Source organism: Bacillus sp. es.034 (assembly GCF_002563655.1).
In the GTDB taxonomy this organism is placed as follows: domain Bacteria; phylum Bacillota; class Bacilli; order Bacillales; family Bacillaceae_B; genus Rossellomorea.
In genome coordinates this window covers 1,047,035-1,068,826 of the sequence record NZ_PDIY01000001.1, presented here as the reverse complement: position 1 = coordinate 1,068,826, position 21,792 = coordinate 1,047,035, and the positions used below count along the sequence as shown (strand labels likewise).

The window sequence follows — 21,792 nt, the reverse complement described above, 5'->3', positions numbered from 1 at the left end:
TATCTTTCATCACATTTATTGGTGAATAAGCCCTTACAATCGGGATGTGTGCATTTGTTAAATATGCTTTAATATAGTTAACATCTTTTAATCAATCATACCCAAAAACTTTCACTTTGAAAAAGGGAGGAAATACCTATGAAAAAACGTTTTCTTACAATCGTCACTGCTTCTGTCTTACTTCTTGGAGCGTACGCAGCAGTTAAAGCACCATCCAATGATGTAGCTGAACTACCTTCTGTATACTCTACACCCAATGTAGTAGCAGAATTACCTTCTGTCTACTCTAAAGTGGTAGCAGAACTTCCATCCGTCTACAAAGCACCGACTGAGAATGCAGCGGAATTACCTTCTGTCTACTCTAAAGAGCTACCATCCGTTTACTAATATCCTCTAACATAAAGAGATGACAAGCCTTCATATGCAGGAGGCTTTTTTTCATTATAATACTAATTTTCATGATCCTTATATTCTTTTAAGCATATGTTAAAAAAACGTTCCCTATTATTTAACAAATTTATACATTTATAGCCTCAATTTGTCGAAACTTCGAAAAACCTTTTACATTTCTTCATTTCCTTCTCTTTAGTCTATCACTGGGACAACTTTACTAGTATAAATATAAGATGCCATACTTGGCTATATTTATTTACACCTATAACCTCCATTGGCCTCCGTACTCTCTCTAAACTATAATTCTATTCATTTGTGCATTTTCCTTCATGAACGATCAACTAAAGATGGAATGTGATATTGGAACCACTCCGAGCTCCAGCATTTATTCTTTCAGGAATATTCCCGGAGTTATATAAATGGTGGAAAAGTGAATGAATGAGGAGAATTTTTAACCAATATCCCCTGTATTGCTTTGTGGTGCCAAATACCCGAACGGAAAATATTTGGTAGGATAAAAGTACAATAAAAGAAAGGGGGCTTCATGATGAAAAGCATAAGCATGAAAGTAAATCCTCTATATTCTGATGTAGATTTGTCGATTGTATTTCAGTTCGAATTTTCCAAAGGTGATTGTAAGGTCGGGCAAGCCATGGTATCTACGTACACCATGAACAACAATGTAACCTATCGAAAGTCCCTGCTTGCTCAGGCAGCAAAAGCTGATAAGTGTGCTGTCATTGATCAGTTCGAAGTTGTCGGAGACCTTGAAGAGCTCTGTATGAAAAAACTCCAGCATTTCCTTAAAGTCATTGGGATGAAAGAAATACATTCGGGTTATGACATGGCGCGGGAGAAAATTAGTCATTAAGGTTTTTTTAGATTGAAGAGGCTGTCCCATCAGTATACCCGGGAAGCCTCTTTTTGCACATGACGACATTCTAAGACTTCCTCCCACATCTGTTTAATAAGGAAAAAGCTTTGGCATGTGCCAAAGCTCTTATGTGAATGGGAGGGACGGACCTATTCAATGGAGTTTAAATCACCCATCCAATTGATTTCTGGATAACCGCCTTCATGAGTACTTTTCGAATTGCTCAATCCCGTATCGTAATAACCGGCTATACTATTCTCGATATGAATAACATAGGTGTAATCATTCCATATTGTTCCTTCTTCAATCGCATCGTTCGAAACATCCGTCAATCTCTTCAGAAATTGGTTTGCTATTGCTCTCATTTCGTCCTCCGGTGTTTCCTGAGGGACGACGATGTTAAATTCCAATGGGTCTTGTTGAGAGTGAAGGACGACTGCCGGGGACACTGTATTTTCCACGATATAGTCTCTTGCTTCATTGAACCATTCAGGACGGAATTTCATCGGTTCTTCTTCTCCTAGATATTTTACATCCTTACTCAGGTACTCTGAACGTCCGTCATTCTTAAAAAGAGCTACTGAGGTAATAACGGATTCACGATCAATGAATTGGATCTCTTCCATTGTATATGGCTTAATTTTGTTATTGCCTTGTAGCTCCATTTCCACTATATAGTCACCATATAGATAATTCGCCGAATATACACCTTCCAATGCATTAAGTGAATAATACGGTTCACCCAGGGTCGTAATGACCTGATCCAATGTATAGGACGGGCTGCTATTGGAACGGATCACCCATAGCGCCTTTTCATCTTGGAAGTAGAGGAGATAATCCTCAACCCGATCATAGCCTATGTGACCCTTCTTGGTGTCGAGATTCTGGTACTTGTCCTTATACATATCCTGTATACTTTCCATGGAATCTCCAATCGTAAAGGAAGTTCCGACGAACGTTCCATTGGCCGCTTTTTCCTTAAAATCCTCTGGATTCTTTAGAATCGTGGAAAAGTCAAAGGCTGGGAGAGGAGGTGCCTCCACCTGCTCATTCTTTTCTTCCTCTTCTTTTTTCTCCGGCACTTTCTCTGCTTCTACTTCTGCTTCTTCCTCTAAATTCTCTTTCACATCATCGTCGGGGGTCGCCGATTTTCTAATCCAGGCTTTTTCATCTATGATCTTTTCATCCCACTCGTCAGTTGGTACGTATGTTAGTTCTGCAGGCTCTTCTTTTTCATTTTCTTTCACCAGATCTTCCTTAAACAGATAGCTGCTGCCCAGGATAGAAAGGATCATGATGATGCATAAAGGGAGGCCAAGATTGATGAAGATGGACTTTACCGATGATTTCTTTTGTTTTTCACTCCTTATCTTCGTCAAAATGGCTCTTTTTTGACTGACGGGGTCTGTGTTCTTGAATACTTCCCTATCTATTTCATCCTTTATATTGTGCAAAGGGTCTTTATTCATTGGGAATCCTCCCTCCCATTGTTTTCTTCAGCTTCTCTCTCCCCCGGTCCAGCCTCGTCCGGACCGTTGAAGGATTGATTCCAAGCGTGTCTCCGATTTCCTGAGTCGTTAATTCTTCATAGTAATATAATAATATGACTTCTCTATATTTCAGGGGGAGTGAGTATACATGAGAGGCAACTGAATCATTGTCTTCGTTCATTATGAGTTCTTGTTCGGGTGTTATGGATGTCTCTTTTTTAAGGATAGTATGAAATTTATGTACGATTGTATTTTTCCTGAAATAAGCCGAGCGCTTATAATCTTTACATAAGTTAATGGCAATTCTATAAATCCACGTTTTGTAAGAGGATTTATGATTGAACTGATGGAGGGCATGAAATGCTTTGATGAATACCTCCTGAGTAATATCCTGGGCAGCCGGCCAGTCTTTCACATAGAGATACACCAATTTCGTCACCTGCACTTCATACTCATCAATTAAACTCTCAATCAACCTCTCCTCACTTATCTCCATCTGCATCACTCCCCTCTTCTCCTGTTGTATCACTTCATCCATTTGTTATCCTCCCCTGAGTGGAATGGTTACCCGATTTTTTGTTTCCACACTGTAGCCAGGTCCGTCCCTTCCTACTGTTAGTTTAATGTATTTATTTACATTTTTGTAAGTTATTCATGTATTAGACGCGGTAGGAAGGGAGTGTGTCTCAATTTTGGATTATTTTAGTTTAATAGAAAAACGCATCCTTGATATTGGGATGCGTTTTTACATGTATTTTTTTACCCATCACTGAAAGTGAAGGTCCGTCCCTCAATGCGTTAAAGCGGTAAGGGACGGACCTTGGTTAGATTAATGAATTTATGATCAAGAGGCTTGCTATTCTGCTCGTCATATCTCTGATGTCGAGGGTCGGGTCGATCTCTACAATGTCCATGGTGTGGACTTTATGGTGCTGCAGGGCAGCCTGGACCGCCTCTGTGAGCGTATCAGGATGCATCCCCCCGGGGCCGATCGCCGGGCAGCCTGGAGCATATGCCTGATCGAGGACGTCCATGTCGACGGAGAGGTAGATGGTGTCGACTTTGGATTCCAGTTGGGTCAGCGATTCCTGGATGAGTTTTGTTATCTGTTGTTGTCTGACGTCCTTCATCGTATACACCGTTACACCCTGCTCAAGGGCATAATCATGGTAGGCTTTCGCATTGGCGTAGTTGCGGATGCCGATTTGGATAAGATGCTCCCCTTGGATGTGGCCACCTTCTAGTAATCTCCTAAAAGGCGTACCATTGGTCGGTCCCCCGTCCTCTGTGTTCCTGAGGTCATGGTGGGCATCGAATTGGATGATGCCCACCGTCCCCTTCGTTTCCTTGATGGCTTTTATCGTTGACGTGGTGATGGAATGGTCGCCGCCCAGGATGATGGTGAACGGTGCTGCGTTCGTGCTCGTTGCTGCTTTCGTTGATTCATAGATTCGCTGATGCGACTCTTCGATGGAAGTAGGGTGCATGGAGATGTCGCCGAAGTCGATGATGGTTTTCTGGTCGTCGGCGAGGTCCGTCCCTCTTTCGATGTTATAGGTTGTGAACGAATTTAGGCACCGTCTGATGGCGTCCGGTGCGAAGCTTGCTCCTGAGTGGGAGATGGAGGGTTTGGAGAGGGGAGCGCCGATGATGGCGATGTCCCCTTTCCTTCCCTCTTCCCAAGGTGTCAGGAGTTCCGCTGCTTTGGTTGTGTAGCGGTCCTTAAACTGCGCTTTTCCTGCCGGCTTAATGTGTTGAAATATGCTCATGAAGCTTCTCCTTGCGGTAGATGATACAGCCGTCTTTCATGACGGTATTCGTATGGTTGACCCCGTAGTGATATGGGACATAGTGATAGTTCGGCACATCCCATAGGACGATGTCGGCTTTACGGCCAAGGATCAGCTTTCCTGCCGAGTCTCCTCTGTTGATGGCGTAGGCCGAGTTGACGGTGACGGCGTTCCAGATTTCTTCCGGCGTCATTTTCAATTGCAGGGATGCCAGGTTCATGATGAACTGCAGGTTCTCCGTCGGTGAGCTGCCCGGGTTGAAGTCGGTGGATAGGGCGACGGCCGCTCCCGCTTCCATCATTCCTCGTGCGTTGGCGAACTTGCCTTTGTTCAGGTAGAAGGACGTTCCTGGCAGGAGGACGGCGATCGTGTCGGTTTCGCCCAGTGCCTGGATGCCTTTGTCAGATGCTCCTACTAAGTGGTCTCCGCTTGTGGCTCCGATTTCCGTTGCCATTTCCGTTCCGCCGAGTGGATCGATTTCGTCGGCATGGATTTTAACGGAGAAGCCTTTTTCTTTGGCTTTTTTCAGGAACTCGCGGGACTGCTCCACAGTGAATACACCTGTTTCGCAGAAAATGTCGACGAATTCTGCGAGCCGGTCTTTTTCGATGTCGACTAATAGGTCGAGCATTTCCTGTAGGAATTCATCAGAGCGTCCTTTGAATTCCGGTGGGATGGCGTGTGCTCCCAGGAATGTGGAGACGATTTCTGCCGGGTGTGTGTCGTTTAGTTGTTTGGCTACTTTTAGCTGTTTCAGTTCTGTCTGGCGGTCAAGACCGTATCCGCTCTTCGCTTCTACTGTGGTGACACCGTATGAAATCATTCTATTTAGATGAAAGCGTGCTTTTGTGAGAAGTTCTTCTTCAGATGCTTCGCGGGTAGCACCCACTGTAGATAGGATGCCGCCTCCACGCTTCAGGATTTCTAAGTAAGGAACACCCTGCTGCTTGAGGGCCATTTCGTGTTCACGGGATCCTCCGAAGACCAGGTGCGTATGAGGATCGACGAGACCTGGTGAGACGAGCTTTCCTTCTGCATCGATTCGTTCCGTTGCTTTGAGGGATTGTGCTTCTTCGTGTGTGCCGATCCAGGCGACAAGGCCGTCCTTGATGGCAATGGCCGAACTCTCGAGTACGGGAAGCTTGCCCATCCCCTCCCCTTTCAGAGGTCCGTCCCCATGATCCATCGTCAGGAGCTGGCCTATATTGTCGATGATGGTGTCGAATTGTGTAGTGGTCATCTTATTCTCCTCCTTTGTTCATTGGGATGTGGATGTTGTGTTTTTCGGCTGTTTTTTCTGCGATATCGTATCCTGCGTCGACGTGACGGATAACGCCCATTCCAGGGTCGGTTGTGAGGACTCTCTCAAGACGTTCCTGTGCAAGGTCCGTCCCGTCTGCCACAACGACCATTCCGGCGTGCAGTGAGTAACCCATACCCACTCCGCCGCCGTGGTGGAAGGAAATCCATGAGCCGCCTGCCGCGGTGTTGATGAGTGCGTTCAGGATGGCCCAGTCACCCACCGCGTCACTTCCATCCTTCATGCTTTCCGTTTCACGATTCGGCGAGGCAACGGATCCGCAGTCCAGATGATCACGGCCAATGACGACCGGTGCCTTCAGCTCGCCGTTTTTCACGAGTTCATTGATGGCAAGACCCATCTTTACACGCTCACCGTAGCCAAGCCAGCAGATGCGGGAAGGAAGCCCTTGGAACGCCACCTGCTCCTGTGCCATATCAATCCAGCGATTCAAGGCTTCATTTTCAGGGAAAAGCTCTTTGATCAGACGGTCTGTTCTGTAAATATCTTCTGGATCCCCTGATAGTGCCGCCCAGCGGAATGGTCCTTTTCCTTCACAGAACAATGGACGGATGTATGCCGGGACGAATCCAGGGAAATCAAAGGCGTTTTCGACTCCTTCGTCTTTTGCCACCTGACGGATGTTGTTGCCGTAGTCAAATACGATCGATCCCCTATGCTGGAATTCGAGCATCGCCTCTACGTGTTTCGCCATGCTTTTTTGTGAAAGGGCCGTGTAGGCTTTCGGGTCCTGTTTGCGCAGTTCTGCCGCCGCTTCAGGTGTATATCCTTCTGGTACATAACCGTTGAGTGGATCGTGGGCCGATGTCTGGTCGGTCACGATATCGATTTTAACGTCACGCTTGAGGAGTCCATGATGAACCTCAGCCGCGTTTCCAAGTAAAGCGATGGACAGAGGCTTACCCTGGTCACGTGCTTCATATGCCATCATCAGCGCTTCCTCGATGGAATCGGTTTTCACGTCACAGTATTTGGTGTCGAGACGCTTCTGGATGCGCTCTGCATCCACGTCGACGGCGATCACGACTCCTCCGTTCATCGTGACGGCGAGTGGTTGCGCCCCACCCATTCCGCCTAAGCCGGCTGTAAGGGTAATCGTCCCTTTAAGGGAGTTGTTGAAATGCTTTTTCGCCAGGGCCGCGAACGTTTCGTAAGTCCCTTGCAGGATCCCTTGAGTCCCGATATAGATCCAGCTTCCCGCCGTCATTTGGCCGTACATCATGAGACCTTTTTGATCAAGCTCGTGGAAGTGCTCCCAGTTCGCCCATTTCGGCACAAGCACTGAGTTCGACAGCAGGACTCTTGGAGCCGCTTTATGGGTTTTGAAGACACCAACCGGCTTACCGGATTGGACGAGCATGGTTTCATCGTTCTCTAGGTTTCTGAGCGTATGGACGATGGCATCGAAGGATTCCCAGTTACGGGCCGCTTTCCCGATTCCGCCGTATACGACGAGCTCCTCGGGAATTTCCGCTACTTCAGGATCAAGGTTATTGTATAGCATGCGCAGAACAGCTTCCTGCTCCCACCCTTTACATTCAAGGTCCGTCCCTCTTTTTACGTTTACGATTCGTTTGTCTGCCTTAACCATTTGTCGTTTCCTCCTTTGTTTTGGTTGGTTTGATCAATGTGTTAAGCGTGGTTTGCTGCAGCCACTGGTTGGCTTTTTCTATGTCTTTCGAGAAGATCCGGTCCTTCGTGATGGAAGGAATGACCTTTCTCGCTGCTTCGTAAAATTGCCGTGTCTTGCTGGCCATGAGGTCCGTCCCTCGATGTTCTGCTGCCTGCAGGTTGCAGATGAGCTCGACGGCGAGGACTCTTCTCGTGTTCTGAAGGATCTGGTAAGCGTGGCGGGATCCGATCGTTCCCATGCTGACATGGTCTTCCTGGTTTGCTGATGACGGGATCGAATCGACGCTCGCTGGATGGGCAAGAGTTTTGTTTTCTGAGACAAGTGACGCCGCGCAGTATTGCATGATCATCGCTCCTGACTGCAGACCTGGCTGTGGACTTAAGAACGGTGGCAGATCATTGAGCTGCGGGTTCACAAGTCGTTCGATCCGTCGTTCCGAGATGTTGGCGAGTTCTGCAATAGCGATTTTCATGAAGTCCATGGCGAACGCAATCGGCTGTCCGTGGAAATTTCCGCCTGAAATGACCTTTTCTCCGTCGTCAAAAATGAGCGGGTTATCCGTTGCCGCGTTCATTTCGATTTCGAGCTTTTCTTTTACATAATCAAGCGCCTGCCAGGATGCTCCGTGGACTTGTGGGATGCACCGTAAGGAATAGGCGTCCTGGACCCGGAGCTCTCCTTGCTTCGTTGTGAGCTTACTGTCCTGCAGGTAATCCCTGATTCTTTGAGCCGTTGCCACCTGTTGAGGATATCCCCTTACTAAATGAATATCTTCGTCGAAAGCATCCATGATTCCTCTAAGTCCTTCCATGGTCAGACTGGCGATCATCTCACTCTGGAAGGCAAGCTCCTCCGCTTCGAGGTATCCTATGACACCCATCGCCGTCATCGCCTGGGTTCCGTTGATCAGTGCCAATCCTTCTTTTGCCTGAAGCTGGATTGGGAAGATGTTTTCTTTAGAAAGGACAGTGAGTGTCTGGTGAACTTCACCCTGATAGTGGACTTCGCCTTCGCCCATGAGAGCAAGGGCCAGGTGGGATAGTGGCGCTAAGTCCCCGCTTGCTCCCAATGAACCCTGCTGCGGGACAACTGGGTGGATCCCTTTGTTCAGGAATTCCGCTAACCGCTCGACGATGACCGGTCTAACACCGGAATATCCTTTTAACAGAGCATTGCATCTCAACAGAAGCATGGCCCGCGAAACGTTCTCCGGAAACGGATCCCCCACACCACACGCATGGGAATGAATCAGGTTCAGCTGAAGCTCCTCCACATCGTCCGCATCGATCAGCACATCACTGAACTTCCCAAATCCCGTGTTGATCCCGTACACCACACGCTTCTCCTTCACTATCCTCTCAACCGCCTCGCGACTCTTCCGCACCCGCTCCATACTAAGCGGCGAAAGCTCCACAGGCTCCTTCCCATAAATCACCCGCTTCGCCTCATCCAAACTCAAACTACAACCCGTCAAATCCACCATCTTGATTTCCTCCTTCTTTAGGGACGGACCTCCGAAAAACGCCTGAATTCGGTTCGTTCCCACTGTTAAATGCTGTTATTGCTGATTTTTTCTCTTTAACGCTTTAACCTGCTGCGGGACGGACCCCTGTGTCTGCCCCACACAAAAAGGAGGCTCGACCAAGACAGACTTCTGCCGTTGGTCGAGCCTCCTATCAACTAATATCTCTAGGCTCTCTTATTTAAATATGATTGATTCCGAGTCCGATCGTTTCGTGCTCCAACCCCTTAATGGGCGCACCAATCGTTCCGTATAACGCGACTGCGATCCATTCGCCTTCCTCTTCACTTTCATAAGGAGTCCCTCTCACAACGGAGAATCGCAAGCCCACTGTCCGCAGGATTTCACCCAATTGGGTCTGACCGCGGGTGACCCCAGTCAGCGCTTCCATGATGGCGTGATACAGGGCATGCATCTCCCGGTACAGATCTTCCCGTACCAGGTCACTCCGCTTCGCCGCTGTTTCAATCGCGGCTACGATTTTCTGGCTGTCCATGGAACCGATTTTCCCGGTGCAGTAACTCCAATTCAGCTCATTGAAATGACGATTCCACTCTTCCTCTTCCCTGTCTAACAGGAGAAGAAGCATGGCATTCTTTCCGATACGAGTATGATCTGTCTTATTCAAGTGGCATTCGCACCTTACATGAAAATTCTAAAAATACTAATAACTACTATTATTGTATGGTCTGAATCAGGAGAGGTCAACGAAAAAAAGCGTGATTTTAGAAACTTAGAGAGGTAGTTTGGTAGCGTGGTAAAGGGTTTTACGGCGGTATGGAAGGTGGAGGTCCGTCCCTCAAAAAAAGACGTACCTGTTCAGGTTCGCCTCATTCCTCCTTTACTCTTCTTGTTTTTTTCCTTTTCCTTTGAATATCTGGGGATTGTTCATGAGGTAGGTGACGGTTCCATCATCGGACTTCAGGCTTAAGTAGGATAGAATATCCTGTTTGTCTTCACTGGAAAGTGGGCCGTCCACAGGGTATAGTGGCAGGATATTCAATCGCTCCGCTCCCTCCCGCTTTTCAAGTACAATCTTGCAATCCTTTGGTGTGTTGTCGCCTATCCGGACAAACTTGAATGGGATGGAGTGACTCCGGTCGACCGGTACGGCAAACAAGGTCGTGAACCCGACTGTTTCAAGAATCTTATCAGAGTACATGATGCTCTCAAGGGCATGAGAAAACCCTGGTGGACGGTTCACCACGACCAACTTATTGTAATAATGCTGCCCTTGAAAAACGACTAAATGTTTTCTTGTTTTCTTTACGATTCTCTTGGAAACATGAAAATTCTCGAATACTAAAAGAAATTCTTTTCTCATACTTTCCTCCTCCTCAAAATAGGAATTTTGTCCTACAGACTATGAATTTCGACACCAACACCCAAAATCCTCTATATTTTTCCAAAAATATTTTATTTTTTTCATTTTTTAATTGTGTTTTTATAGAGTTCTTCTTTTGGGGGACTCTTATCTACATATTCCTTATATCGACTGATTTGTGGTGCCGGAAAATAATTGAGGGTGCGTTCTTTAGAAAGTAAGGGGTTATCAATGGAATGGATGTAGAAAGGATAACTGCTCCAGGGGTAACTCTCGGGATGGATGGTGAGTTTCGCTTCAACCGGATTGTGGTGGATATACCTGCTCGCTTTAATGAAATACGATGGCGTATCGATCTTGGTCGATCCATAACGCCCTTGGAACACATGACCGACATAGTCATATTTCTTGTTGAAATAAACGGCGTAGCGGGTGTGAAGGATACGGATGATTCTCTCAAGTGGAACATCGTGGGTTTCAATCAGCAGATGGATGTGGTTGGACATCAAACAGTAAGCGTGGATGGTAAATGGGTACTTTTCTTTCGTTTCCTGCAAATACGCTAAATACTTCTTTCGATCGTCATCATCATGAAACAGCTCCTGCTTTCTGTTTCCCCTAGCCGTCACATGATACGTCGTTCCCGGACTCCAATTCCGAGGCCTTCGAACCATGACATCACTCCTTCTCTCAATCTCATACTATTACACATTACCTATTCGACACAAATGCGTAAAATCCTCTTTATTGAGGGACGGACCTCTATTCATTCACAAAAATCTGTAAATGAAACGGGTAGAGAGGTCCGTCCCTCCTTCTATCTCTCTCTTCTGTGGTCGTCTAGGCTGGTGATGCTTCTGTGGGTATAGTAGATAACTCGCTTTTTTCCATGATGCTTTGTGCTGAATATCAGATTCGACTCCGGTTTCATTTGGATCCATGTGATGACTTTCTTTTCTCCTCTGGTTGAAAGACTGTCTACTCTCCCTTTTTGCTGTTCCCCCATTCTATCTCCACCTTTACCCCCAATTCGACAAAATTACAATTATATTTACATTTTAATACGTTTTCATGTAAATTTGTATACCTTTTCCAAAATATCTTGAATCGTAATCGAAATAACGATTTCAAAACGTGTAATTTCCTAATACGTGTACATAAAACCTTTATCTTGAAGAAAAAAGGGATAGTCGGTGAAAACAATGGATTTACATGTAGAGTTACAGCATTATCGCAATGATGTATTAGAGCTTACCCAGAGAGAAGCTGCCCTTCGCCTGAATATCAGCCAGGGAGCACTATCAAACTATGAAACTGGTGCAAGGGATATCCCTTACAAAATGCTGCTTACTTTTAAGGAAGTCTATAAAATCCCGACCCATGAAATGAACCGAATCATGTACGGAGAGGAAAGCGACAGCCTTGGACAAAGTCACGACCCCATGATCCTGAGAGAAACTTTCGAAGACGAAGAAACAAAGGAAATCCTGAAAATCCTCGGGGAGCATCCAAAACTCAAGAGAACCCTGTCATCCCTCTCCTACTTTACAGAAAAGCGCAAAGAAAAATTCATCGCACACGTGAACCACTTCTATCAATCGGTTAAGGACTGGTAGAATCCCGGGAGAGGGACGGACCTCAGATTTCCTCTATGAGATAAGGAAAAAGCCTGATGTAACAGCATTCCTTATGAAATTCACGCATAAAAATAAGGTCCGTCCCTCAAAGATGAGGGGCGGACCTTTGTTTTAGTTGGTTTTTCCGTAGCTTAGGAGGTTGGTGAAGATTCGGTAGCCTCCTGGGACTCCTCCTTGGATTTGGCGGTAGAATACGAGGTTGGTGTATAGGTAGGTCCCTTCACCGTATTCGGCCATGAGGATTCCTCCGTCGAATGAGTCTTCGTCCGGGTCTGCCATGCGTACGAATGTTTCGTAGCGGTCATCCCAACTCATAGGGTAGTATAAGCCTCTTTCTTGTATCCAGTTATCCCAGTCCGATCCGGTGATCGTATTAGGATAGTTGAATAATGGTGATTCCGGCTGCAATACCGTCACGTCCGCGTCTTCATCCGTCACTCTCCAGCGGATCGACGGGTTGCCGATGGTTAACGGATATGGTGCTGTCGTCTCTTTATCCCATCTGTCGTTCGGCTTATGGTATTGAACAACCAGATGGCCCCCGTTTTCCACGTATTCTTTCAGGCGTGGATTATTATTAACAAGGTCATCCCTTGATAAATAAGCGCGGATTCCGGTCACGATCGTATCGTATTGGCTGAGATCTCCCGATGCCAAATCGTCTTCCGTAAGGGATGTGATGTCCATCCCTACATTGCGGAGATAGTCTGCCACTTTATCAAAGCCGCTTTCAATGTAACCTACTTTCAGGTTATCGGGAGTCAGCAATTCAAACGCCACTCCGTTCACTTTTGAATCATATAAGTAATAAAAGGTTCCGATATGGTCATAGCTTATTTCCTGGACCGTTGAAGAGAAGGTTTCACCGTCGACGACGGCTTGTGCATCCACCTTGAAATTCCCTTCACTGATGTCTTCCGGCGGACTGAGTGTAAAGGTAACGTCTTTCTCCTCCTGTGACTCATCAAATTGAACCGTCATCTCTTGTGGGGATACCTCCCAGCCTTCAGGAGCAGATAAAGATACCTGTGAAGAGGTGGCTCCCTCACGATAGTTCTTCACCTTCGCCACCACCGGGATTTCGTCCTGTACATCAGCCCGGTTAACCACGATATCTTCCGGGTTAAGGGTTATGCCTACATCAGGTAAGACAGCGATGGTTCCGTCCAGGTCTTGGACGTGGGTCGATTTAGCCCCGGCAGATTCAAAGCTCACTTTCGCCTGGATGGCCGGTTCTTTGTATGCGTGATAATAGTCAGCATCTTCCGGAACTCCTACGGTAAAGGCCATTTCATGCTCCTCACCCGGTTTTAGGTCTACCGACTTTCCATTTTTGGATACTTTCCATCCTTTTGGTGTCAGTAGCTCGACTTTCGCTTTTTTCAGCTTCTTTTCTCCCTCGTTGGCCAGTTGGACTGTCACCTCTACATCTTGACCCTTTGTCAAAATATTGGTTTCTGAAGAAGCCTCCACGCTTAATTCCGAAGCGACAAAGCTCACCGTGTTCAACTGCTCTTTCTTCAGGGAGATCTTATGAAGCAAATCTTTCTTCATTTGGTCATCAAGCTTTGCCTTTGCAGTTTTCTTCTCAACTTTTTCTACTTCTTTCAATGCTTTCTGTGTTTTATCGAATGCTTCCCCTCGATCAGGATAGCTTGAAATGATCCCTTCCAGGCTCTTTTGGAACTTAGTGAAGTGAACCTTGAGTGACTTCTCGCCCTTAGGCATCTCTTCTGCCCACTCTTTAAAATCATACGGGATCCCTTCGAAAAGTTCATCAGTGCCTGTCGTTTGTACAGTACTCTTCTCTAAGTCCAATAGAGTCTGTCTTGGCTCAACATCCACTTCACTTCCCATCCCCTGACTCTTATGCATATAGCGGGATTCTTCCCCGATTTGCGGGTAGGACATTTCATATATGGGATCATAATCCCCTACTTCTATAGACGTGGTGGCTGTCTCTTTTGATTCCGCTGGTAAATAGAACTTCTTCACCTGCCAAACCGACAATCCTTCTTTCAGCTGGTCCGGGAAAACGTCTGGGTTTGCAGCGTCCTCGAACGCACGTTCACTAAGTATGGAGACGGCACGATGATGTCCATGTTGGTTATCTGAGTTCCGGAAGGATGGCATTAAGATGTCAGGCTGGTAGGTCCGGATGAACCGGATGAGCCTTTCGTAAGTGAGATCTTTCCCCCACTTTGCCAGCGTTTCATCTGGGGTCTTTGAAAATCCAAAGTCGTAAATCGGATCTGAGGTGGTTTCACTGAGGTGGTAGGCTTTTACGCCTGTGATCTTGGCTGCTTCGATCATTTCCCTGGAGCGGATGATCCCGAGGGCGTTCCCGAGCTCCTGGCCGATTTCATTTTGGCCGCCCTCTCCTCTATTCGCAATCAAGCTGGAGGTCTTCACTCCAAGCCCCCTGGATAAGTACGCAAGGAAATCGCTTCGTTCATCATCGGGGTGAGCCCCGGTGTTCAAGAACGTTACCGTCGTATCCAAAGGTTTAACGGCATTCCACAATTCTACATCATGCTCTTCTGAATGAACGACACCACTAAAAGGTAAAAAAGAAAGCACCAACAACAGCGAAAGCAAATAGCTCATAAACTTCATTGTGTAACCCCTTTCATTTTTCAGGAATTTGGTTTACCGTTCAAATGCCGTTAACACTCCTTTCGTCATAGGTCTTTAGTATGTTAGTTAAATTGCCTAACTAACTAAACCCAGCAGCCTCTCCTAATTAGTATCACACTAGGATAATATTGTAAATAATTATTTTACAGAAAATTCAAACTGTTGTCATAATAACTTTTTAAATGTTCATAAAATTAAAATAACTATTGTAACTTATTCCATAATAAGGTATATTTCTTGTTAATTAGTAAAGTTTACTAACCAAAATAAAGAAGGCCGTGATGCAATGAGTTTGAGAGGGGCACCTATGCAGATGAAATCGATGAATAAAAAAAGAGTACTTCAGTGCATTCAAGAGAACTCGCCTATTTCCAGGGCGGAAATTGCTGCACAGATGAACCTGAGTAAGCCGACCATCTCGTTGATTGTAGATGAATTGATAAAAACAAATTGGGTGTATGAAAAAGGAATCGGACCTTCTTCATCCCATGGAGGAAGGAAGCCGATCCAGCTCTTCTTCAATGAAAAAGCCGCCTATGTGATTGGAACGGACATCGGTGGTACGAAGGTCAAGACGATTGTTTCCGATTTAAGCGGAAACGTCCTTCATTCAAAAAGCTTTTCAACATCACATTACTTGCAGACAGGCCTTTTGGATCAGATTGCAAAGGACGTCTCCCGCATGCTTGATCATCTGGATATTCCAACCGGTGATGTATTAGGGATGGGCATCGGTGTTCCGGGAATCACACAGAATGGAGTGGTCCTTGAAGCCCCGAGCCTCAATTGGATCCGATACCCGATCCTTTCAGAAGCTGAAAAACACTTCCCCTTCCCCGTCCACGTGGACAACGATGTCAATGTTGCTGCACTGGGGGAGCAATGGGTCGGAAGTGCGAAAAACAATCGGCATGTCCTTTTCATGGCTGTCGGGACTGGTATCGGAAGCGGAATCATCATCAATAACCAGCTTTACAGGGGGCATTCCAATGCCGCTGGGGAGATTGGTTATATGGTGACGGATAAGGATGACCTCCAGAATGATTTCAAGCCGATGTTTCACCGGTATGGGTATCTCGAGAGTGTAGCAGGCGGCAAGTCCATTGGACATAAACTGACAACCCTCGTATTGGAGAACCCTGAGCATCCTGCTTATGAAGAGGCGACACACTCAGAGTTATCCGGGGAAAGTGCCTTTCATCTGGCAAAGTCCGGAGACCCGACTGCCCTCTCCGTCGTCCATGATGCGATTGACCATTTGGGCTACGGGATCATCAATGCAGCATGCTTACTGAATCCAGAGGTCATTATTTTAGGAGGTGGTGTGTTAAAGTCATCGGATTTCATTCTTCCCAGACTGCGGAAAATGGTTGATCAGTATCTTCCCAGTTCAGTAGAATTGAAGGTTTCACAATTAGGGGGAAATGTGGGCGTTTTAGGTGCAGTTTCACTTTTTTTACGCGAGCACGAGGGTTTGATTAATTTTTGATAACAAGGGGGATTTTTCATGAAGTTGAACAAGAAATTATCGATGGTGGCAACGGTATCTCTATCTGCTTCTTTACTGCTTTCAGCCTGTGGTGGAGCAGAGAAGGGGTCAAGTTCAAGCAGCTCCGGGGAAAAGGATAATAAACTTGAAGAAAAGATTGTTGTGTATTCTCCCCATGGAAAAGACATCCTGTCTAAATTCGAACAGCAATTCGAAGCAAAATACAATATCGACGTTGAATGGCTCGATATGGGGTCACAGGAAATCCTGGACAGGATCCGCTCTGAAAAGAACAATCCCCAGGCTGACGTTTGGTGGGGAGCTCCTTCCACAAACTTTGATCAAGCGAAAGACGAAGGACTACTGAAACCATATGAACCGTCCTATGCGTCGAGCCTGGATGAAGGCTTCCACGATCCTGAATGGAACTGGTCCGGTACGAGTCAGACTCCGGAAGTCATCATGTATAACAGCAAAGAAGTCACGAAAGACGAAGCACCTAAAGACTGGGATGAATTACTGGATCCGAAGTGGAAAGACGAGATCATCATTCGTTACCCTCTCGCTTCCGGAACGATGAGAACGATTTTCTCGGCGATGATTTATCGTGATTACAAAGATTCCAATGATCCGGCTAAAGGATATGAGTGGCTCGAGAAATTAGATGCGAACACGAAGGAATATTCAGCAAACCCTGAAATGATGTACAACAAGGTCGCAAAAGGCGAAGGTGCCCTTTCCGTCTGGGCGATGCCGGATGTCGTCATGTTGAAAGAAAACAAGAACTATCCGTTTGAATTCATCATTCCTGAGAGCGGGACCCCAGTGTTGACAGAGGGTATCGCACTTGTAGAAGGTGCACCTCATCCAAAGGCAGCTGAAGCCTTTTACGAATTTGTGAATACTCCGGAAGCCGCTAAGATCCTGGCGGAAGAATTCTACCGTATTCCTACGAGGGACGATGTTGAGGGACTTCCTGAATGGATCACGGACACTGAAATCAAGAGTATGGACATCGACTGGAAGGTATTCCAGGAAAAAAGTGATGAGTGGATGAAGCATTGGGATGAAAACATCAAAAACGGAGAGAAAGAAATCAAAGAATAGGAAGTGTGACCGGTATGGCGTCGATAAAAATAGATAATGTCCAGAAAGCCTTTGGAAAGGTTGTAGCAGTTGATGGATTAAACTTGGATATCAGGGACGGGGAATTCTTCACCTTCCTTGGTCCAAGTGGTTGTGGTAAGACAACCACCCTCAGGATGATTGCCGGATTCTACTATCCTACTAAAGGTGTCGTCCGTTTTGATGAAAAGGACATGACGCGCGTACCTCCTGAAAAAAGAAATACGGGCATGGTTTTCCAAAACTATGCCCTTTTTCCTCACATGACGGTATTTGAAAATGTTGCTTTCGGCTTAAAGGTCCGGAAGCTGGCTGTTAAAGAAGTAAAGGCCCGGGTTCGAGAGGTTTTGAATAAAGTCAGACTTGAACAATATGCCGATCGTCAAGTGAGTCAATTAAGTGGAGGTCAACAACAGCGTGTCGCGTTAGCCCGTGCATTGGTGATCGAACCGGAAATCCTTCTGTTAGATGAACCACTCAGTAATCTGGATGCAAAACTTCGTGACGAAATGAGAAGCGAGATCCTCAGGTTACAGAAAGAATATAAAATCACCACCATTTACGTGACCCACGACCAGGCAGAAGCTCTCTCCATGAGTGACCGGATTGCCGTTTTCAACTTCGGCGTATGCCATCAGGTAGGGACACCGACTGAAATCTATAATTCACCCGCCAATGACTTTGTCGCAAGTTTCATCGGGGAGATTAATCTATTACCCGTTTCCCTCAACCGTGTCGAGGAAGACAGCGTGTATGTCTCCGCAAAAAACGGCACCATCATCCAAGAGATCGCTGTACATAACCACCCTGACATCGGTGAAATGAATGAGCGAGGGGATATCGCCCTCTCGATTCGTCCCGAGGCTATTAAACTTGTGGAGAACGATGGAGAAAATGTTTTCAGGGCAACCGTGAAGGAAGTTCACTTCTTTGGGTCCGTCATCAATGTACAAATTGAAGTCGATCAACAACTCTTACAGGTGCATACCTTGAATACACTTCTTTCTAGTAACCTTCAACCGGGTGATGACATCCGGATTGAATTGCCTAAGGAACATATGCGTATCATCCCAGTGATCAGCGGTGATGCCCCATGATCAAAAACCGTGATCATCGTTTGACATTATGGTTGCTGCTCCCTGTCCTCCTGGTGTTGATTGCTTACGTCCTTTATCCTTCTTTGCGGACATTCCTGGAAAGCTTGAACAAAAACGGCAGCATAGGCTTTGAAAATTACTCAGACTTTTTCACTCAAGAATCGAAAACCAATCTGGAAGCTTTATGGAACTCCGTTTATATTTCGGTGTTAAGCGTTCTCGTTTCTGCCCTCATTGGAATTCCACTGGCGTTTATTTTTAATCGCTATGATTTTCCGGGTCGCAATTTCTTTTCAACGGCCGCTATTATGCCCATCGTTCTCCCTTCCCTGGTCGGGGTCATGGCCTTCATGTTTTTATACGGTGAGACGGGATTAATTCCGAACGCCATCAAGGATCTGGTCGGATTAAAGGACGTCCCCTTTAAAATCGGCGGTGTTTCAGGAATCTTGATTGTCCACGCATACACCATGTATGTGTATTTCTATATGACTGTCTCCTCGGCCATCAATAAAATTGATCCATCCCTGGAGGAAGCGGCCTTTAACTTGGGGGCCAACCGATTCAAGGTTTTCTGGAAAGTAACCTTTCCATTATTGACTCCAGCGATTGTCGCTGCTTCATTGCTCGTATTCATGATTTCAATGGCATCCTTCAGTGCCCCGTTTCTACTGGCGGGCGGATATCGCGTTCTAAGTTTGCAAATTTATTTTTCCAAAATCAATGGTGATATGGAAGTCGCCGCTACACAATCTGTCATTCTATCGATTGTATCAATCAGTTTCTTGCTTTTCATGAGATGGTATCAAAATCGCAAAGATTATCGCATGGCTTCGAAGGGGATCGGTGCCCATCGAAGTGAAGTGAAAAATCCATTTATGAAGTGGGCATTGGTCGCTGCAGGTGTCATTGGGGTGATCATTCTTCTTCTCCCTCACTTCACCATCCTGCTTCTCTCACTCGTTCCGGATGGTACTTGGACATGGCAAACGTACCCTTCGGTGTTTAATCTCGAAAATTACCGGTTACTCTTTGAGGACCCGAATATATTTAAACCGCTCAAGAACAGTCTGATCCTTTCTTTCATTGCAACAGCGGGGAACCTCGTTTTCGGGGTACTGACATCTTACTTATTAGTAAAACGCAAATTTGTCGGAAAAAGCTTTGTTGATATTTTAGTGATGATCCCTTGGGCACTTCCGGCAACCGTTATCGGGATGAACCTGATTTTCGCCTTTAACGAGCCGAACATCTTCTCTTTCGGAAACATTCTTGTCGGCACGTTCTGGATCCTGCCGCTCGCCTATTTCATCAGGCACATCCCATTGGTGGTCCGTTCAACGAATGCCGTACTTGAACAGCTTGATGACTCGATCGAAGAAGCTGCAAGGAGCTTGGGTGCTAAATGGTTCTATACCTTTAGAAAAGTCATCCTGCCGATCATCATGCCGGGCGTCCTTGCCGGGACACTCCTTGCTTTCGTAGAATCCGTCGGGGAGTTTCCAACGTCCGTCTTACTATACACTCTATCGAACCGCCCTATTTCCATTGAAATCATGAACCAGCTACGCATGTTCAATATGGGGCAGGCTGCTGCTTACGGAATGATTCAAATCGCGATCATCGCCATCATTCTGTTCATTTCAAATAAGTTTTTCGGTGTGAAAGCCGAGAGATCATTATCTTAGAATCGGAGTTGAAAGAATGGTCAATTTAGACGATTTCATTAAAAGTGAAGGCATTTCTTTCCCTGGCAAGACCTATGTTGAAGAGCTGCTCATGCCTGTGTTCAATGATCAAAGGGACTATCTGTTTCATGTCATGTTCGATATTCACAGGGCCCATGTCATCATGCTGTCCGAACAACATATCATATCAAAGCCAGAAGCCGAAAAGATGTTAGAGGGAATCAATCGTGTTGCAGAAACGGATGTAGTCGGAGTATGCTACCAGCCACAATTCGAAGACCTGTTCTTTATGATGGAAGCCAAAATCGGTGAGGAAATCGGAGACGAATTAGCAGGGAAAATCCATATCGGCCGAAGCAGAAATGACATGGGGGTCGCCATGTACCGCCTTGTACTGAGAGAGCACCTCCTGCGGCTCTTACAGACTTCCAACCAATTAAGCGAAGTACTACTCTCTCAAGCCGAGGAACATACAGAAACGGTCATGACAGGTTATACGCATACCCAGCCTGCTCAGCCAACCACCCTGGGACATTATTTCTTAGCCATTTACGATGTCCTGCAACGAGATATTAAACGGCTTCAATCAGCCTATGAAACAGTGAATCAGTCTCCTTTGGGAGCCGCTGCCCTGACCACGACCGGCTTTCCCATCAATCGGGAGCGCACCCGTGAATTACTGGGATTTGATTCGATCATAGAAAACTCCTATGATTCGATCGGAGGCGCTGATTACCTCTTGGAAACCTCTACAGCCTTGATGACATGTATGGTCAATACCGGACGATGGATCCAGGATTTCCTTCAACATGTCACAAGGGAGTTCGGAACGTTTCTGGTGGCCGATCCTTATGTGCAGGTAAGCAGTATCATGCCCCAGAAAAGAAACCCGGTGTCCATCGAACATTCCCGCTCCATCGCGAGCAGCGCTTACGGGGATGCCCTTGCTGCCATGAACATGGTGCATAACACCCCGTTCGGTGACATCGTCGATACAGAGGATGACCTGCAGCCACATCTCTATCGTGCGTTCAATAACGCAAACCGTGTCTTAAAGCTTATGTATGCCGTCATCGCCACTTTAAAAGTCAACAAGGATCATGCCAAAGAAATGTCCAAGAAATCCAGCATTACGATTACTGAGCTTGCCGACACCCTGTCCCGGGATTACAGCATCCCATTTCGTAAAGCACATTCCATCGCCAGTTTCATTTCCAGAAAAACGATTCAGGAAAGAAAAGAACTTTACGACTGGGATGTTGAAGAAATCAATAAAATGATTCAAGAACAAGCCACTATTTCATTGACCGATGAAGAATGGAAGAAAATCATCTCACCGGAATATTTCATTAAAATAAGGGATATCCAAGGAGGTCCAAGCCCTGATGAGGTAACAAGAATGATTCAAACCAGAAACAAAACGCTCACCCTTCAAATAGAAGAACTGGATCACACCGTTCAATCATTGATTCAAAAAAGGAAAGAATTGGTATCGTTCCGATTTTAGAGTACGATAGAAACCAAAAAGCGCTGAGACTCCTCTTTAAGGATTCTACAGCGCTTTTTCGCTTTGATTTAATGAAAAACCATTCTGCAACTCTTGCTTTAACCAATCAATCATCTTATCCGTATCCATATTCCCCTGCTGACCCTTGTCATATGCTTTCTGGATAACCGAGAGTAAATGCTGATCCTTGCTTATATTACCTTTCAAACGGACAACCTCCTACAATATCAAACAGTTTCTATCACTTTATTACACTATTAGACGA

The 21,792-nt window shown here is 46.0% G+C and carries 20 protein-coding genes; 8 read left to right on the top strand and 12 right to left on the bottom strand.

Going from position 1 to position 21,792, the window contains the following annotated elements; genetic code table 11:
• Positions 1–138 precede the first annotated feature (138 nt).
• Both ATG71_RS05580 and ATG71_RS05575 read left to right on the top strand, forming a co-directional pair.
• Positions 139–387: a hypothetical protein gene (locus ATG71_RS05580; protein ID WP_098438769.1), complete on the top strand. Its 249-nt coding sequence runs from the start codon at positions 139–141 to the stop codon at positions 385–387.
• 550 nt (positions 388–937) lie between these two features.
• Positions 938–1,264 (top strand): hypothetical protein, encoded by a 327-nt coding sequence (locus tag ATG71_RS05575; RefSeq protein ID WP_179886460.1) that lies wholly within the window; start codon positions 938–940, stop codon positions 1,262–1,264.
• Between the two features lie 152 nt (positions 1,265–1,416).
• Here ATG71_RS05575 and ATG71_RS05570 read toward each other — a convergent pair whose 3' ends face one another.
• The 10 genes from ATG71_RS05570 to ATG71_RS05525 form a co-directional block, all read right to left on the bottom strand.
• Positions 1,417–2,736 carry a hypothetical protein gene (locus ATG71_RS05570; RefSeq protein WP_098438767.1) on the bottom strand — a complete coding sequence of 440 codons (1,320 nt, stop codon included), beginning with the start codon at positions 2,734–2,736 and terminating at the stop codon, positions 1,417–1,419.
• The gene (locus ATG71_RS05565; protein WP_286162918.1) at positions 2,729–3,295 is read right to left on the bottom strand and encodes a sigma-70 family RNA polymerase sigma factor; all 567 of its coding nucleotides are present in this window, start codon (positions 3,293–3,295) and stop codon (positions 2,729–2,731) included. Before ATG71_RS05565 ends, ATG71_RS05570 begins: the two co-directional genes overlap by 8 nt.
• Positions 3,296–3,581: 286 nt before the next feature.
• On the bottom strand, positions 3,582–4,526 hold the full coding sequence (gene hutG / locus ATG71_RS05560; RefSeq protein WP_098438766.1) for a formimidoylglutamase: 945 nt from the start codon (positions 4,524–4,526) through the stop codon (positions 3,582–3,584).
• Entirely contained in the window at positions 4,504–5,787 is a 1,284-nt protein-coding gene (gene hutI, locus ATG71_RS05555) for an imidazolonepropionase (protein WP_098438765.1), read from the bottom strand. The genes hutG and hutI overlap by 23 nt, the downstream gene beginning before the upstream one ends.
• A 1-nt stretch (position 5,788) precedes the next feature.
• On the bottom strand, positions 5,789–7,459 hold the full coding sequence (gene hutU, locus ATG71_RS05550; RefSeq protein ID WP_098438764.1) for a urocanate hydratase: 1,671 nt from the start codon (positions 7,457–7,459) through the stop codon (positions 5,789–5,791).
• Positions 7,452–8,984, bottom strand: a complete 1,533-nt coding sequence (hutH, locus tag ATG71_RS05545) for a histidine ammonia-lyase (RefSeq protein WP_098438763.1) — start codon at positions 8,982–8,984, stop codon at positions 7,452–7,454. Before hutH ends, hutU begins: the two co-directional genes overlap by 8 nt.
• 220 nt (positions 8,985–9,204) lie before the next feature.
• Positions 9,205–9,651: a histidine utilization transcription antiterminator HutP gene (hutP, locus tag ATG71_RS05540; protein WP_079534321.1), complete on the bottom strand. Its 447-nt coding sequence runs from the start codon at positions 9,649–9,651 to the stop codon at positions 9,205–9,207.
• A 213-nt stretch (positions 9,652–9,864) separates the two neighbouring features.
• Positions 9,865–10,347: a hypothetical protein gene (locus tag ATG71_RS05535; RefSeq protein ID WP_098438762.1), complete on the bottom strand. Its 483-nt coding sequence runs from the start codon at positions 10,345–10,347 to the stop codon at positions 9,865–9,867.
• A gap of 101 nt (positions 10,348–10,448) precedes the next feature.
• Positions 10,449–11,021 carry an REP-associated tyrosine transposase gene (locus tag ATG71_RS05530; RefSeq protein ID WP_098438761.1) on the bottom strand — a complete coding sequence of 191 codons (573 nt, stop codon included), beginning with the start codon at positions 11,019–11,021 and terminating at the stop codon, positions 10,449–10,451.
• A 143-nt stretch (positions 11,022–11,164) separates the two neighbouring features.
• Positions 11,165–11,353, bottom strand: coding sequence for a hypothetical protein (locus tag ATG71_RS05525; protein ID WP_098438760.1), 189 nt, complete (start codon positions 11,351–11,353; stop codon positions 11,165–11,167).
• Between the two features lie 196 nt (positions 11,354–11,549).
• Between ATG71_RS05525 and ATG71_RS05520 the strand changes: the two genes are divergently transcribed.
• Complete coding sequence (locus ATG71_RS05520; RefSeq protein ID WP_286163118.1) at positions 11,550–11,963, top strand: helix-turn-helix domain-containing protein; 414 nt, start codon at positions 11,550–11,552, stop codon at positions 11,961–11,963.
• Positions 11,964–12,095: 132 nt separating this feature from the next.
• On the opposite strand, the gene ATG71_RS05515 is transcribed toward ATG71_RS05520, so the two are convergent.
• A complete protein-coding gene (locus tag ATG71_RS05515) occupies positions 12,096–14,600 on the bottom strand; it encodes an NEW3 domain-containing protein (RefSeq protein ID WP_098438758.1) in 2,505 nt (834 codons plus the stop codon).
• Between the two features lie 328 nt (positions 14,601–14,928).
• Between ATG71_RS05515 and ATG71_RS05510 the strand changes: the two genes are divergently transcribed.
• From ATG71_RS05510 to argH, 5 genes are read left to right on the top strand one after another with little or no spacing between them, the layout of a single operon-like run.
• Positions 14,929–16,110 carry an ROK family transcriptional regulator gene (locus ATG71_RS05510; RefSeq protein ID WP_098438757.1) on the top strand — a complete coding sequence of 394 codons (1,182 nt, stop codon included), beginning with the start codon at positions 14,929–14,931 and terminating at the stop codon, positions 16,108–16,110.
• Positions 16,111–16,128: 18 nt separating this feature from the next.
• On the top strand, positions 16,129–17,217 hold the full coding sequence (locus ATG71_RS05505; protein WP_098438756.1) for an extracellular solute-binding protein: 1,089 nt from the start codon (positions 16,129–16,131) through the stop codon (positions 17,215–17,217).
• A 14-nt stretch (positions 17,218–17,231) separates the two neighbouring features.
• Positions 17,232–18,332: an ABC transporter ATP-binding protein gene (locus tag ATG71_RS05500; RefSeq protein ID WP_098438755.1), complete on the top strand. Its 1,101-nt coding sequence runs from the start codon at positions 17,232–17,234 to the stop codon at positions 18,330–18,332.
• Entirely contained in the window at positions 18,329–20,020 is a 1,692-nt protein-coding gene (locus tag ATG71_RS05495; protein WP_098438754.1) for an ABC transporter permease, read from the top strand. The genes ATG71_RS05500 and ATG71_RS05495 overlap by 4 nt, the downstream gene beginning before the upstream one ends.
• A 16-nt stretch (positions 20,021–20,036) precedes the next feature.
• Positions 20,037–21,527, top strand: coding sequence for an argininosuccinate lyase (gene argH, locus ATG71_RS05490; RefSeq protein ID WP_098438753.1), 1,491 nt, complete (start codon positions 20,037–20,039; stop codon positions 21,525–21,527).
• A gap of 45 nt (positions 21,528–21,572) precedes the next feature.
• Here argH and ATG71_RS23295 read toward each other — a convergent pair whose 3' ends face one another.
• Positions 21,573–21,734 carry a YwzD family small protein gene (locus tag ATG71_RS23295; RefSeq protein WP_179886459.1) on the bottom strand — a complete coding sequence of 54 codons (162 nt, stop codon included), beginning with the start codon at positions 21,732–21,734 and terminating at the stop codon, positions 21,573–21,575.
• Between the last annotated feature and the right edge of the window lie 58 nt (positions 21,735–21,792).

What these genes read in the sequence shown, in the direction of transcription:
- argH (WP_098438753.1), top strand. Translation starts at nt 20,037, where the DNA reads ATGGTCAATTTAGACGATTTCATTAAAAGTGAAGGCATTTCTTTCCCT.
- ATG71_RS05500 (WP_098438755.1), top strand. Translation starts at nt 17,232, where the DNA reads ATGGCGTCGATAAAAATAGATAATGTCCAGAAAGCCTTTGGAAAGGTT.
- hutG (WP_098438766.1), bottom strand. Translation starts at nt 4,526, where the DNA reads ATGAGCATATTTCAACACATTAAGCCGGCAGGAAAAGCGCAGTTTAAG.
- ATG71_RS05495 (WP_098438754.1), top strand. Translation starts at nt 18,329, where the DNA reads ATGATCAAAAACCGTGATCATCGTTTGACATTATGGTTGCTGCTCCCT.
- ATG71_RS05535 (WP_098438762.1), bottom strand. Translation starts at nt 10,347, where the DNA reads ATGAGAAAAGAATTTCTTTTAGTATTCGAGAATTTTCATGTTTCCAAG.
- ATG71_RS05575 (WP_179886460.1), top strand. Translation starts at nt 938, where the DNA reads ATGATGAAAAGCATAAGCATGAAAGTAAATCCTCTATATTCTGATGTA.
- ATG71_RS05510 (WP_098438757.1), top strand. Translation starts at nt 14,929, where the DNA reads ATGCAGATGAAATCGATGAATAAAAAAAGAGTACTTCAGTGCATTCAA.
- hutI (WP_098438765.1), bottom strand. Translation starts at nt 5,787, where the DNA reads ATGACCACTACACAATTCGACACCATCATCGACAATATAGGCCAGCTC.
- ATG71_RS05520 (WP_286163118.1), top strand. Translation starts at nt 11,550, where the DNA reads ATGGATTTACATGTAGAGTTACAGCATTATCGCAATGATGTATTAGAG.
- ATG71_RS05530 (WP_098438761.1), bottom strand. Translation starts at nt 11,021, where the DNA reads ATGGTTCGAAGGCCTCGGAATTGGAGTCCGGGAACGACGTATCATGTG.
- ATG71_RS05565 (WP_286162918.1), bottom strand. Translation starts at nt 3,295, where the DNA reads ATGGATGAAGTGATACAACAGGAGAAGAGGGGAGTGATGCAGATGGAG.
- ATG71_RS05505 (WP_098438756.1), top strand. Translation starts at nt 16,129, where the DNA reads ATGAAGTTGAACAAGAAATTATCGATGGTGGCAACGGTATCTCTATCT.
- ATG71_RS05580 (WP_098438769.1), top strand. Translation starts at nt 139, where the DNA reads ATGAAAAAACGTTTTCTTACAATCGTCACTGCTTCTGTCTTACTTCTT.
- ATG71_RS05525 (WP_098438760.1), bottom strand. Translation starts at nt 11,353, where the DNA reads ATGGGGGAACAGCAAAAAGGGAGAGTAGACAGTCTTTCAACCAGAGGA.
- hutH (WP_098438763.1), bottom strand. Translation starts at nt 8,984, where the DNA reads ATGGTGGATTTGACGGGTTGTAGTTTGAGTTTGGATGAGGCGAAGCGG.
- ATG71_RS05570 (WP_098438767.1), bottom strand. Translation starts at nt 2,736, where the DNA reads ATGAATAAAGACCCTTTGCACAATATAAAGGATGAAATAGATAGGGAA.
- hutU (WP_098438764.1), bottom strand. Translation starts at nt 7,459, where the DNA reads ATGGTTAAGGCAGACAAACGAATCGTAAACGTAAAAAGAGGGACGGAC.
- ATG71_RS05515 (WP_098438758.1), bottom strand. Translation starts at nt 14,600, where the DNA reads ATGAAGTTTATGAGCTATTTGCTTTCGCTGTTGTTGGTGCTTTCTTTT.